The 13395-nt window shown below is 42.7% G+C and carries 12 protein-coding genes and 1 pseudogene; 9 read left to right on the top strand and 4 right to left on the bottom strand.

Going from position 1 to position 13395, the window contains the following annotated elements; translation table 11 throughout:
- The first annotated feature begins 159 nt into the window (after nucleotides 1-159).
- On the top strand, nucleotides 160-1242 hold the full coding sequence (locus G5S32_RS16475; protein ID WP_165313193.1) for an AarF/UbiB family protein: 1083 nt from the start codon (nucleotides 160-162) through the stop codon (nucleotides 1240-1242).
- Between the two features lie 144 nt (nucleotides 1243-1386).
- On the opposite strand, the gene G5S32_RS16470 is transcribed toward G5S32_RS16475, so the two are convergent.
- Nucleotides 1387-1653 (bottom strand): Lpp/OprI family alanine-zipper lipoprotein, encoded by a 267-nt coding sequence (locus tag G5S32_RS16470; RefSeq protein WP_165313191.1) that lies wholly within the window; start codon nucleotides 1651-1653, stop codon nucleotides 1387-1389.
- 334 nt (nucleotides 1654-1987) lie between these two features.
- On the opposite strand from G5S32_RS16470, the gene G5S32_RS16465 reads away from it, so the two are divergent.
- From G5S32_RS16465 to G5S32_RS16435, 8 genes are all read left to right on the top strand, one after another.
- On the top strand, nucleotides 1988-3316 hold the full coding sequence (locus tag G5S32_RS16465; RefSeq protein ID WP_246201164.1) for a DEAD/DEAH box helicase: 1329 nt from the start codon (nucleotides 1988-1990) through the stop codon (nucleotides 3314-3316).
- 151 nt (nucleotides 3317-3467) lie between these two features.
- Nucleotides 3468-4088, top strand: coding sequence for a thermostable hemolysin (locus tag G5S32_RS16460; RefSeq protein WP_165313189.1), 621 nt, complete (start codon nucleotides 3468-3470; stop codon nucleotides 4086-4088).
- The gene (locus G5S32_RS16455) at nucleotides 4085-5554 is read left to right on the top strand and encodes an AMP-binding protein (protein ID WP_246201163.1); all 1470 of its coding nucleotides are present in this window, start codon (nucleotides 4085-4087) and stop codon (nucleotides 5552-5554) included. Before G5S32_RS16460 ends, G5S32_RS16455 begins: the two co-directional genes overlap by 4 nt.
- Before the next feature lie 51 nt (nucleotides 5555-5605).
- The gene (locus G5S32_RS21540; protein ID WP_246201162.1) at nucleotides 5606-6289 is read left to right on the top strand and encodes an iron-containing redox enzyme family protein; all 684 of its coding nucleotides are present in this window, start codon (nucleotides 5606-5608) and stop codon (nucleotides 6287-6289) included.
- 9 nt (nucleotides 6290-6298) lie between these two features.
- Nucleotides 6299-7108 (top strand): SDR family oxidoreductase, encoded by an 810-nt coding sequence (locus tag G5S32_RS16450; protein ID WP_165313187.1) that lies wholly within the window; start codon nucleotides 6299-6301, stop codon nucleotides 7106-7108.
- A gap of 14 nt (nucleotides 7109-7122) precedes the next feature.
- Nucleotides 7123-7758, top strand: a complete 636-nt coding sequence (locus G5S32_RS16445) for a tetratricopeptide repeat protein (protein ID WP_165313185.1) — start codon at nucleotides 7123-7125, stop codon at nucleotides 7756-7758.
- A 2-nt stretch (nucleotides 7759-7760) separates the two neighbouring features.
- A complete protein-coding gene (locus G5S32_RS16440) occupies nucleotides 7761-8417 on the top strand; it encodes a response regulator (RefSeq protein ID WP_165313183.1) in 657 nt (218 codons plus the stop codon).
- Nucleotides 8407-9822 (top strand): ATP-binding protein, encoded by a 1416-nt coding sequence (locus G5S32_RS16435; RefSeq protein ID WP_165313182.1) that lies wholly within the window; start codon nucleotides 8407-8409, stop codon nucleotides 9820-9822. Before G5S32_RS16440 ends, G5S32_RS16435 begins: the two co-directional genes overlap by 11 nt.
- 53 nt (nucleotides 9823-9875) lie before the next feature.
- On the opposite strand, the pseudogene G5S32_RS16430 reads toward G5S32_RS16435, so the two are convergent.
- From G5S32_RS16430 to G5S32_RS16420, 3 genes and pseudogenes are all read right to left on the bottom strand, one after another.
- Nucleotides 9876-11462: pseudogene (locus tag G5S32_RS16430) on the bottom strand (AMP-binding protein); the annotation flags it as partial.
- 526 nt (nucleotides 11463-11988) lie between these two features.
- The gene (gloA2, locus tag G5S32_RS16425; protein WP_165313178.1) at nucleotides 11989-12375 is read right to left on the bottom strand and encodes an SMU1112c/YaeR family gloxylase I-like metalloprotein; all 387 of its coding nucleotides are present in this window, start codon (nucleotides 12373-12375) and stop codon (nucleotides 11989-11991) included.
- 17 nt (nucleotides 12376-12392) lie between these two features.
- Nucleotides 12393-13316 carry a LysR family transcriptional regulator gene (locus G5S32_RS16420; protein WP_165314176.1) on the bottom strand — a complete coding sequence of 308 codons (924 nt, stop codon included), beginning with the start codon at nucleotides 13314-13316 and terminating at the stop codon, nucleotides 12393-12395.
- Nucleotides 13317-13395: the final 79 nt, after the last annotated feature.

Raw genomic sequence — 13395 nt, 5'->3', positions numbered from 1 at the left:
CCCTCTTGGGAAAGTGAGGCTTCTCAGCCTTCTCTTTAGCACTTCCTTCTTTCAATGTCCTCCTGCAATTTTGATGCAAAGTATGATGTTTTTTCATCAGGTACGGTTTTTATTAACACTTTAAACGATAATAAACACCAATAACGACGAGATAGCATCATGAATCTAAGACAACAACAGCAAAAAGAGTTTGATGAGAGCAGCGAGAACATAATCATCGGTGACGAGCCGCTTTGTCCTCTGCAACCTTCCGTTCTTGCAGCAATAACAGAAGACTCGCCGTTTGTACTAAAAGTGATTCGCTCAGGGCTGACGGCAGAGATATATCACTTAAGAATTGATGGTAAAGAGTACAACTTGAAGAAGCGTCGTCAAGTGGCAAAAGTGGCTAATTTGGATGGTCAGTATTCATTTTTAAACGAAGTTCAGCGCCGTAATGATCTGCAAAAACTCAAACAGAAACCCGAGACAGCCCAACGACTCGCTCATATAGTGCCAACGATTTATGCTAATTATCGCTTGGGGATTATTCTGTCGCCGTGGATTGAGGGTGAGCACATTAGCGAAATTACATCAGATTTGATGGAGCAGCTGTTCAATACTCTTTTGGCCTGTGAAGAGTATGGTTTGATGGAGTGGGATCTTTGTAGTGGTAATTTGCTTGTGGACGAAGAACAACAGCTTTGGTTGTTCGATTTCGGTTATATGTATTCGTTTGATCCTAAAAGTGAGTTTAACAGTAACGGCATCACAGACCCTTTGTTCCACATGGTCGAACGTTTTGAAACCCGTTTCTTTTTTGGTTGGCTACTCAAGAGAGAGCAGCCTTTAGTAGAACAGTTGGCACTTTATCGTACGCTGAAGCAACGAGCTGTGGTTTGCTATCAGCAAAAAGTTGAATGGTTAAAGGCCCATCAAGCAAAAGTCATGGTTATTAATCACTATCAAAGCATCATCTCTGCTTGGCAGACTGCATTAGTTAATGATGAGGCGCTTTGGCACCTCTTCCTGCTAGAGTTATTTCGCTCTCATGTGCTTGATATTGATGATGACATTGATGGTCAGTCTTGCACGTCGTTAACTCTTAAACGTATTTCTATTGTTCTAGACATATTGGAGAACAACTTTGACTATTTGTTGTTGAATGATGGTCTGTTTTACAGCAATAAAGGCAAATCACAACAGGAGCTTATACAGCGATACAAAGAAAAACGTCTTTTGGCACAGAAATATCAACTGTGATAGAAAAAGTATGAGGCAAGATGAAGTTTTCCAACAGTGGCAAGTTAATCGCTAACGATTCCGGTGAACATTAATGGAAAAAATTAAGCCTCCATTCCCTATTGAAGGGGCAGGAGGCTTAAGAGATACATTTGGCGTGAAATACTATTTAGTGTACGACTGAGCGATATTATCGATACGCTCATTTGCGCGCGCTGCTTCTTCTTGTGCTGCCATTGCGGAATCAGATGCTGCAGTTGATTTTGATTCTAGAGCTGCATGCTCACTCTTAAGTGCTGCAACTTCATCACTTAGCTGACTAACTTGGTTACTTAGCTCGTCCAATTTTGCTGTTGTTGCTTCGTCTGGACCTGATGCACAACCGGCTAGTAGTAATACAGAAGACACTGCTGCTATCAACATCTTGTTCATATGAACTCCTTGATTTTATGTAACTATTAAAACACCCGCTACATTTCTATATAGTGGCGAGTTATATTGTAGCCATTATTTTAATCTTCGCATAATTGATAAACGTAAAATTAATCCAAAATAATATTATCAAATCAATTGATTGCGTAAAATTTTAGTTAAAAGCTAGTTTAAGCTAACTTAGTTCATCAAGCCTATACTATTGATAATGTGGAAGAGATATTATTTTCTGTGATCTCTATCTATTAGCGTACTAATCGCGGTATTATACTGCGCTTTGAATTTGACCATTTAGCCATATATGTTCGGCTACCCCACTGATTTGGAGAATCCTTTGCAGTTTAAAGATTTAGGCTTAGATAATCGCTTATTGAAAAACCTAGCTCATTACGATTTCAAACAAGCGACCGAAATCCAGAAGATCGCTATTCCTGTTGCTATTGCAGGAAAAGATGTGTTGGCGTCTTCTAAAACTGGTTCCGGTAAAACATTAGCCTTTTTGCTTCCTACACTGCACAAGGCTTTAAAAACCAAGGCTTTCTCAGCAAAAGATCCGCGCGCTATTATCCTGCTGCCAACTCGTGAATTGGCAAAGCAGGTTTATGGCGAGCTGCGTGTGATGTTAGGTGGCTTAAGCTATACAGGTACGCTGATCACGGGTGGTGAAAATTTTAACGATCAAGTGAAAGCGTTAAGTCGTCATCCACGTTTTATTGTGGCAACACCAGGACGTTTAGCGGATCACCTTGAGCATCGTTCATTGTTCTTGGATGGTGTAGATACGCTGATTCTTGATGAAGCAGATCGTATGTTGGATTTAGGTTTCGCGCCTCAACTTCGTCACATTCATAAAGCAGCAAAACATCGCCGTCGTCAAACATTGATGTTTTCTGCAACGTTAGACCACGCTGAAGTTAACGATATTGCGGCTGAAATGCTGAACGACCCTCGTCGTATTTCGGTAGGTGTTTCTAACGAACAGCACAAAGATATTCGTCAACGTTTCTACTTGTGTGATCACCTAGATCACAAAGAAGCGCTGCTCGACCGTGTATTAAACGATGCGGACTACCGTCAGGTCATTATCTTTACAGCAACTCGTGCTGACACTGAGCGTCTGACCGAGAAACTGAATGAGAAAAAACTGAAAGCGGTAGCTCTGAGCGGTAGTCTAAACCAAGCACAGCGTAACACCATCATGAGTCAGTTTGAGCGCACAGTGTTCAAAATTCTGGTGACGACTGACGTAGCATCACGTGGTTTGGATATCGCTAACGTAACTCACGTTATCAACTTTGACATGCCAAAGCACACGGAAGAATACGTTCATCGTGTTGGTCGTACTGGCCGTGCGGGTAATAAAGGTGATGCGATTTCTCTCGTTGGTCCTAAAGACTGGGATAGCTTCAAGCGTGTCGAAGCCTTCTTGCAACAAGATATTCAGTTTGATGAGCTGGAAGGTTTAACTGGTAAATTTAAAGGTCTTAAACCAAGACAACCAGTTCGTAAAGATCAAGGCCAAGCTAAGAGCGTTAAGTCGCAAGCGAAGAAAGTGGCTAAGAAGCCAGTTAAACGCGACAAGAGTTTCTACCAAAACGTGGCTGTGGGTGACAACGTGTTCATTCCTAAGAAGAAAGTTGCACCTAAAGTAGACGAAGAATAATCGTTCTAAATATCGAATAATGAATCAATGTCGCTGTAACAGCGGCATTTTTGTTTGTACCAATTTGTCTGAATAAAAAATTATATTCTTAAGTTTTCCTTAAGTTTCCTTCTTTAAGCTTCCTCTATAGCTAGCAGAGAGGGCTTCTTGTATGGCTGATTATTTTTCATCCCATCCATTTGAACTTGCAATTATTGACCGCTTGCATCCGCAGCGTAGTGATATTGAAAACTACATTTCCCAACGTTATTCCTTAGCTTTTGATGCTCATTTGAATACGTTTATGCCAACGTTTATGGCATTAATGGAAGGCGAGGACATTCGCTCACTGTGCGGATTTCGTATTGCTAGTGACGAACCATTATTTCTTGAACAGTATTTAGATGTTTCAGCCGACTCTATTTTAAGTCGGATTTACCACTGCTCGATAGAACGTAACAATCTGATTGAGTTTGGTCAGCTCGCTTCATTTTCAAAAGGTTTTTCTACACTTCACTTTCTTTTGATGACTCAGAAATTGGTGGAAAGCGGCTATGAGTGGTGCATTTTCACTGCTACGGACCCACTGTATGCCATGATGTCCCGTTTGGGTTTAGAAACAACAATTTTAGCCGAAGCAGACCCTTTACGGATTCCGGATGCAACCTACACATGGGGTAACTATTACCAGCATCAGCCACGCATTGTCGCGGGTAACTTGAAGCATGGATTGGCTCACTTAGAAGCACTGTTTGCTGAAAAAGTATTACGTGCTCGTGGAGGCGCTCTATGAACATGATCATTGAATCTCTGATTCGCCATTCTATTGATACGCCGAACAAAATTGCATTTGTTGGTGAGTTTGAAGAGGTTTCCTATCAGAACCTGCTGGTGAGAGTTCGAGAAGCTGCGGAGCAACTCATTCAGTATTCGCCTAAATGTATCGCTTTGCGTGCTGACAATAGCCTTAATTGGGTCATTGCCGACCTTGCTGCTTTGTATGCGGATATCCCTAACGTACCTGTTCCTCTGTTTTTCACCACTGAACAAGTGACGCATATTTTGCAAGAGTCTGGTGCAGACCTGTTAGTGGGAAACTGGAGCATAAATGCTTCATCTGACACGAAAATGGTCGGGGAAGTTGAAGACTTGAGCATTTGGAAACGCACAGTTGAAGGCGGCAAGTCTTTGCTGCCACATACAGCGAAAATAACTTTTACCTCTGGCTCAACAGGCCATCCGAAAGGCGTTTGTTTGAGTCAAAATCAGCTATCAAAAGTCAGTCAATCATTGGCAGACACCATTGCCAACGAGGTGAATTGCGAAAGGCATCTCGTCCTTTTGCCTCTTTCTACCCTTCTAGAAAACATTACAGGTATCTACGTTCCGTTGATTTTAGGAGCATCGTCGGTGGTGTTGAAAAGTACACAAGTGGGGCTGACTGGCTCAAGTTCGTTTAACGCATCGCAATTTGCGTTGGCATTAGCGAAGTACCTACCGAACAGCTTGGTGCTAACTCCCGCTTTGCTAATGGCATTGATTGAAGTTGTCAGAGCGATGCCAACCTTAGCTCGAAATCTTGAATTCGTTGCTGTCGGTGGTGCGCGTGTTTCTCCTCAACTGTTAGAAATGGCACACAGCTTGGGCATTCCAGCCTATGAAGGATATGGGCTTTCTGAAAACGCATCTGTTGTAAGTTTGAACACGCCTTCAGCATACAAAGCCGGAACTAGCGGTAAACCACTTCCTCACATTGACGTAAAAGTTTCGAATGATGGTGAAATCTATGTATCGGGCTGTGTTGCGCTGGGATATGTCGATCAGCCATTTGAACAAGACTGGTATGCCACAGGTGATTTGGGGTATCTGGATGACGATGGATTCCTTGTAATTGATGGTCGTAAGAAGAATCAAATCATTACGGCATTTGGGCGCAACATTTCACCTGAATGGATAGAGTCTGAAGCGCAAGCATTCATGGCTTTGTATGGCATGGTGCTAGTGGGTGATGGAGAAGATTCTCTGACTGCGATTATTGAGAACCAGAACGTTGAACAGGTTGTTGCGTCAATTAAGCAACTTAACCAACGCCTTCCTGACTACGCACAAGTCAAAACTTTAATTACTACTCAAGGGTTGCGTTTACTTGCGGGTTTTTACACCAGTAATGGTCGCCCAATTCGCTCCCAATTTGAACAGTGGATGTTGAGCAGGGCTGACGATGAGATTAAACGAACCGTTACGCCAATCCACAAATAAAACAATATGTTTATTAACGAATCTGATTATTAGAATGATGAGGTGACAGCCATGACTGCATTTTTTGAAATCCTTAAGAAAGAAACGCAAACCGCTCAACAGCAGATGTTACAAGCTCCTATTTTTGCAGCTTGTGCCCGCGGTGAAATTGACCTCGATACCTATGTCAGTTTTCTCACTCAGGCATTTCATCATGTGAAACACACGGTACCACTATTGATGGCGTGTGGCGCTCGTTTACCTGAAAAATATGAATGGTTGCGTCAGGCTATCGGTGAATATATCGAGGAAGAGAAAGGCCATCATGAATGGATCTTAAATGACATAAAAGCGTGTGGCGTGAGTGCTGATGCAGTAAGAGCAAACAGAGGTAATGGTCGCGTAGGTTCTGCTATCGAACTGATGGTGGCGTATCTATACAACCAAATTGACCGTGGCAATCCTATCGCGTTTTTTGGCATGGTTTGGGTGCTGGAAGGCACCAGTGTTGGCGTTGGCGGTCAAGTGGCGGTTTTGGTGAAGCAAACCCTGAATCTACCAGATAACGCAATGAGCTATTTAACCTCGCACAGCGTATTGGACCAAGACCATATCCAACTGTTCGAGAATTTGATGAACCAAATTACAGACGAACAAGACCAAGCGGCGATCATAGACTCTGCGAATATGGTGTTTCAACTCTACGGCCAGATGTTGAAAGACCTAACTCCATCAGCGATGAAGAATGCGGCTTAAGGAGCGAGTATGGAACTGCAAGATAAACGCGTGCTGTTGACTGGCGCTTCCGGCGGTATTGGAAAAGAAGTCGCGAAAGCGCTCGAAGCCAAAGGTGCAAAACTGCTATTAGTCGCGCGCAATAGCAATAAGTTGGAAGCCTTGAAAGATAGCTTAGAGTTTCCTCATCAACATGAAATTCTGGTCGCAGATTTATCTACTGATGGCGGTCTTGAGAAGGTCAAGCAAACCTGTTTGAACCTTTCGCAGAAGGGGCAGCGTATCGATGTCCTGATCAACAATGCGGGGAGTAATCAATTTAGCTTTCTTGCACAAAGAACCACGGCGTCTATAGAGCTCGAAATACGTTTGAACTTACTGGTTCCTATGTTGTTGAGTCAGTCGGCGCTTTCTTGGATTAGCCGCCCGGGGATCATTCTCAATGTTGGTTCCACTTTTGGCTCAATTGGTTTTCCTGGCTACACCACTTATTGCGCTGCGAAATCAGGTTTGCAACGCTTTAGCGAAGCATTAGACAGAGAGCTTGATGGCTCGGGCATTCGCACTCTTTACCTTGCTCCAAGAGCAACAGATACTTCACTCAACGATCACTTGGTTAATCAGATGAATCAAAAGCTTGGTAACAAAAGTGATTCTCCGACCATTGTGGCAGAACATGTGATTGACATATTGGAAAAAGAGCAAGCAGCACGCTGGATTGGCTGGCCAGAAAAGATATTTGCACGCATCAACCAGATCCTACCGACGGTAGTTTCCAACTCTATTAGAAAACAGCAAGACACCATTCACCACTTTATTAATCAAGTGCATGGAAAGTAACTGAGGAACGAGTTATGAAATTTCTACGAGCAATGTTAATGACTGCTTTCTGTTTGAGCACCGCGGCGTCTACATATGCTGCCGAAGCAGACTCATTAATGGTGATTCAGCACAAATGGGCTGTTTGTCAGTATCAATCAAAAGATATGGATAACCAGGTTCACTGTTTAGAGAGTTTAATTCAGCATAATAAGCAAGCTCTGAAAGATGAGCCTAATCGGCAAGAGCTAAAGTTATGGCTAGCAATTAATGAATCATCTCTAGCCGGTGCTGAGGGGGGGTTAGGAGCGCTATCATTAGCCAAAGAAGCGAAGACGCTTCTGGAGCAAGTTATTGACAATGCTCCAGAAACGTTAAGTGGTTCAGCGTATACCAGTTTGGGTTCGCTATACTACAAAGTACCGGGGTGGCCGATTGGATTCGGTGACGATGAAATGGCTGAGAAAATGCTTCGCAAAGCGTTGGAACTCAATCCTAATGGTATTGACTCTAATTATTTTTACGCCGATTTCTTAGCGCAAGATGGAAGAAAGAAAGAAGCCATTCAATATCTGACCAAAGCACAGAAAGCCCCGCCGCGTCCGGATCGACCTCTCGCTGACCAAGGACGTCAGCAGGAAATATCTAAATTATTAGGAGAACTCCAATAACCATGCGGTTACTTTTAGTTGAAGATGACGCATTACTAGGACAATCCATGGTGACCTCGCTAAGTCGCCATGGTTATACCGTTGATTGGGTAGACAAAGGCGGTGGCGTAGAGATTGTTATGAGAACAGAGCAATTCGCTGCCGTCATTTTGGATCTGACTTTGCCGGATATTGATGGGTTGGTGGTATTACGAAATCTACGTCGGGCAGGTTATACCTTACCAGTATTAATACTCACGGCACGAGATGATATTGAAGACAGAGTAAAAGGCTTAGATGGCGGTGCGGATGATTACTTGGTTAAGCCATTTGCACTTGAAGAATTGATGGCTCGGTTGCGGGTGCTTATTCGTCGTCAATCAGGATATTGTGATGAACGCATCGTTGTTGGACAACTTTCTCTCTCATTAGCAGAGCAAGCAGTTGAATTTGATGGAAATAGACTAAAGTTAACTAATAACGAGTTTAAATTAATTACTGCTTTGATGACTCAAGCTGGGAGAGTACTGAGTAAGGAGCAGCTACAACAGTCGTTACATGGTTGGGATGAAGGAGCCAGTGATAATGCGATTGAAGTGCATATTCACAATTTGCGCAAGAAGGTCCCCAATAACCTGATTAAGAATATCCGAGGAGTGGGGTATATCATTGAAAAATAACACCGATGTAACTTTCTCAATTAAAAAGCGATTAACAATATCAGTGGTGCTGCTTTCAACTGTATTGATTCTGATTTCTTTGATTTTTAGTTTTTCTTCGTCGAGGCATGAAATCGAAGAAGTTTATGATGCTCGCCTAGGGCAATCAGCAAAGATGTTACTTTTGAGCATGCCGATTTCCGAGCAGCCGCTTCAGTCTGGTCACACTCGTGAGCTGTTTGATAACTGGATGAAACGGATTGCTATACAAGCTAAAAATGATGATGCCCCTACGCCTTTTGGGCACCCCTACGAGCAAAATATTCTCGTTCAGTTTTATATTGCCGGTGATCTGATTTGGAGTTCTATTCCAGGGGTCGATAACCTTAAACATGACTCCAAATATACTGGTTTTGGTTATATGGATATACAAAATGAGCCTTGGCGATATTTCCAACTGCCGCTTCCCAATTCAATGAACACTAAGCATGAGTATATTTTTGTCGCAGAAAAAGAGTCAATTCGCGATGAAATGATTTACGAATTAGCACTATCAGCGGCGTTACCTCAGTTGATTTTAATTCCGTGTTTGGCTCTGGTTATGGTGTTTTTAATTGATAAACACTTTAAGCCGATCTCTGAGCTCAAATTAGCGATTGCTCAGCGTAGTGCTAATAAATTGGACACTATCTACGTAGCGAACCCGACTCAAGAGTTATCGCCGTTGGTTTCAGCACTCAATGCTTTGCTCAACGAACTTGACCAAGCATGGCAAAGAGAGAAACGCTTTACCAGAATGGCTGCCCATGAGCTGAAAACACCCCTGACCATACTGCGGCTAAATGCAGAAAACGCTATGATGAGTCAAAATGAGCAGCAATTGAAATCAGACCTAAATAATATTCTACAAGGGATTGATAGGACGGATCGAATGATTCATCAGCTTCTGACGCTGGCGAAAGTGGACAGTATTCATGAGAAGCGGTTCTCAGCCACGGATCTCACCAAGCTTTGCCAGGCTATCATTGCCGAACGCGTACCTCTTGCCCTTAAACATCAGCAAGATGTCTCTTTTGAAGGTGGTAGTATTAAAGTGCTTGGCGATGAAGCGCTGCTTAGAATTCTACTAACTAATCTTCTCGATAATGCTATGCGCTATTCGGGAGACGGTTCTCAAATCAATATCAGACTGGAAGAGCAAGAAGAGCGCATAAAAGTCTATGTGAGTGATACGGGTAAAGATATCTCAGAGGAAACTCGTGAGAAAATGTTCGATAACTTCTACCGAGCCAATACAGAGAAGGGCGATGGTGCAGGGCTTGGCATGTCAATCACTCGAGATATAGCCAAATTTCATGGAGGTAGCGTTGAACTGCTTCCTCGAGCAGACAATCGTAATACCTTATTGGTTGTTCTTCCTAAATAAGATCGGTATTCGAATAAGATAGATACTCACTGTTACGGCTAGGATTTGTCAACGCCGTAACATCGTATTCCTCCAGTACTGGTGATTTTAACTCGGCTTCCTTGATGCCAAGTTCCATCATTATTGTTCCAAAAAGCCAGATGATATTGTTCGCCGTCGTCATGCCAAAACCCGATTGGTTGATTGGGAAAACTGCTTTTGCAAATGAGTTCTCCGACAGTAAGATCAGTTGACTCACCATCATCGCGAATCACATCAATATCCAATCCTAGCGCTGCACCTTGACACTCGCCACGGTATACTGGAGAAATAGGATTGCCAATGACGAAGTTGCCGAGAACATCAGCATCACAGGACATCGCACAGAGATGTAAATCAGGTTTCACTTGGTCATAGATATAATCAAATTGGATTTCACCCCTTGAGCATAATGTTTTAACTGATGCTAAAGAGTAAAAGTTACCGGGAGAAAAAGCCTTTTCTTCGAGGGTCTGCAAATAGTTGGCGGGGGTTCCTAATAGAGTCACTTCTGCTTCTTGAACGAGTTCCCATAAAACACCAGGTTGTGGATAAAGAGGGCATCCGTCGTAAATGACTAAAGTTGCGCCGCTCGCTAGCGCTGAGATGTGCCAATTCCACATCATTGAGTCGCATTGAGTGTTAATCAGGACACGATCGTCGGGTTGGATATCGCATTGCAGTTGATGCTCTTTGAGGTGGTTTAGTACAGTTCCACCGACACTGTGAGCGATGCATCTCGGAGGTACGTACTCATCACCAGATATCTTATCGCTAGAAAATAAGACAAACAGAGGATCGTTAAAACCGATACGCTCGTATGTAAGTCCACGAGGGAGATAGCTAGAAAGTAGTGACTGCCAGTCTGAAAACGTATCGTTGAAATTGACGCTATACTCGCGTTGTTGTAGATACTCTATCTGGCATGTGTTTTCAATACTTTCAATTACTTGGACAATTTTTGAGTTGTTCTCTTCCATCAGATGATTTGAACCGTTAAAACTGTAACCGTTACAGCAGAACAAGATTTTTGGTTGTATCTGTTCAAAACGCGCAATTGTTTTTTCTATATCATCGGACGGAGATGTGGATGCCCATATTGCGCCTAAGCTGGTGGTAGCTAGCATAGCCACTACAGTTTCAGGCATATGGGGTAAACACGCCGCAACCACATCGCCTTTTGCCACACCATTTTGTGTGAGCCATTGCTGAACGATAGAGACCTGATCGCTAAGCTGTTGCCAAGAGAGCTTCTTAGTTTGCCCACTTTCGTTTTTAAACCAGATAGCAATACCTTCTGGTTTTTGGAAAGCGTAAGAAAGTAGGTTCTCCGCATAATTAAGCTGTGCTTGGGGGAACCAAATGGTGTCTCGGGCGGGCAAAAACTGTTGCCATCGAGCAATCCCTTCACCGTAAATGCAGTTACCGCAAAAACCAATCACATCGCAGAACTGCCAGATTTCGAGCCAAAATTTTTTTTTGTCAGCCACAGACCATTGATGAAGCTGTTGATATGTTTCAACTGCTTCACCTTGCATATTGATGTGTTGAATAAACTGTTGAAGATTAGAAGTTTGAATTCGCTCTTCACTAGGTATCCACAGGGGGCGCTCGTTCGACATAACTTTCTCGGCAATCCAATTTACTCTGAATAAAGTTTTGACGCAGATCTAAGCAAAGTCAAACAACAGCCCACTGATATTTAAGAAAAAAGATGAGTTGAATCATAAATCGAAAGTTCAGAATATAACGAGCAGAATGATGAGTTTGGGCTAGTGAAATAAGTTCTGTATTTATGGAGAAAGGAGACCGCAATATAGTCTTGCTCATAGATAAAAAAAGAGCCAACCGTAATTCATACGATTGGCTGATATAACATGTGAACAAAAATATATTCACTAACAACGTCAGTTGGCTAGGTGACCCTCGGCTTAATAAGGGTCACCTAATATAAAGCATATTGCATGCCAATCTGTTTATTATAGGTTTAGCTAATTATTTGGTTGTTCAGTGACCTGATAGAAGCTTTTATGAACGCTTTGCGCCCCGGAATTTGCAAAATGCAAATGCGTAATGCAAAAGTTTAGTCAATTTGCTAGTGATAAACTTAATATTAAAATGGCTTATGCAACACGGATGGCAATGCCGTTATTCGCTTTGATATACCTCCAGTGGCAAGCCATCAGGGTCAGCAAAAAATGTGTATTGCTTGCCAGTAAACTCATCCACTCTAATTGGTTCTACCGTGATTCCTTGCCGTTCAAGTTTATGCTTAACCGCAGCGACATCATCAACGCAGAATGCCAGATGACGTAAACCTTGAGCTTCAGGATAACTCAGTCTTTTCGGAGCATCGGGAAATGAGAATAACTCGATTTGCGAGCCATCAGGCAATGCTAAGTCCAACTTATAAGAGTCGCGCGCTTCACGGTAGTTTTCCGCAACAATTTTTAGTCCCAGAACGTCCACATAAAACGCTTTTGAACGAGGATAATCAGAGCAAATAATCGCAGCGTGATGAATTCGTTTTAACATGGTGTCCTCGTAACGTATTAACGGTTGAGTTTTGGACGTAAATGTTCGAGTGCGTAGTCGATGAAAACTCTCAATCGTGCAGGCATATATTTAGTTTGAGCATATTGCATCGCGATCGCACCATGATAATTACTTTTAATTGTCCACTCTTCTAACACTTGTACTACTTCTCCGTTAGCGATCGCATCTTGGACGACAAAGTCATGGAATATTCCAATACCCAAGCCATTTTTTGCTCCGTTCAAACGTATTTGTGATTGGTTTACAGCGAAACGGCCAGTGACTGCCACCGTGTGGAACTCGTCGTCCTTTAAAAAGCTCCAAATATGGTCATGCTCGGTTTCCGCGAGGTAGAGACAATCATGCTGTGAGAGATACGTCGGATGTTTCGGTATGCCTCTTTGCTTGAGATATTCAGGGCTGGCACACAGCACCAGATTGGTTTTCGCCAGTTCCTTTAACACCAAGTTTTCATCCGGTTTATCCGTGAGTTTAAAAGCCACATCGACATTGTGCTTGAACAGATCAATTTCCCCGTCTGCAGCTCTTAATCTGAGTTTTATCTCAGGATATTGCTTGAGGAAAGGTACGACAAGAGGCTGTAACACTGAGTTTAGGAAGGCTTCCGGTGCTGCGACAGTTAACGTGCCCGACGCTTCAGTATGATCTGAGCTTGATAATTCGACTGCTTGCTGAGCAGCATTGATCATTACTAAGCATTGGTCGTAAATTTTTTGTCCAGCTTGGGTAATCATTAGTTTACGTGTTGTACGTTCAAACAGCTTAACTGACAAAGCTTGCTCTAAACGAGTAATAAGTTTACTTAATGCAGAAGGAGTAACACCTAACTTGTGAGCAGCCGCGGTAAAACTGCCTTCATTTACAATTAAGATAAATGTCGCTAAATCAGGTAGTAGGGTAATGAGCTTAGGGTTTAGCATGGTGTTCTGACGTTTAATGATCATACAAGTGCAGTCGTAAAGCGAACTGTACCATAAGAACCAATTAATCTGATGACAT

Source organism: Vibrio ziniensis, assembly GCF_011064285.1.
GTDB classification, from domain to species: domain Bacteria; phylum Pseudomonadota; class Gammaproteobacteria; order Enterobacterales; family Vibrionaceae; genus Vibrio; species Vibrio ziniensis.
Note: the sequence above shows the minus strand (reverse complement) of the source record. Positions and strands in the feature narration are given on the sequence as shown.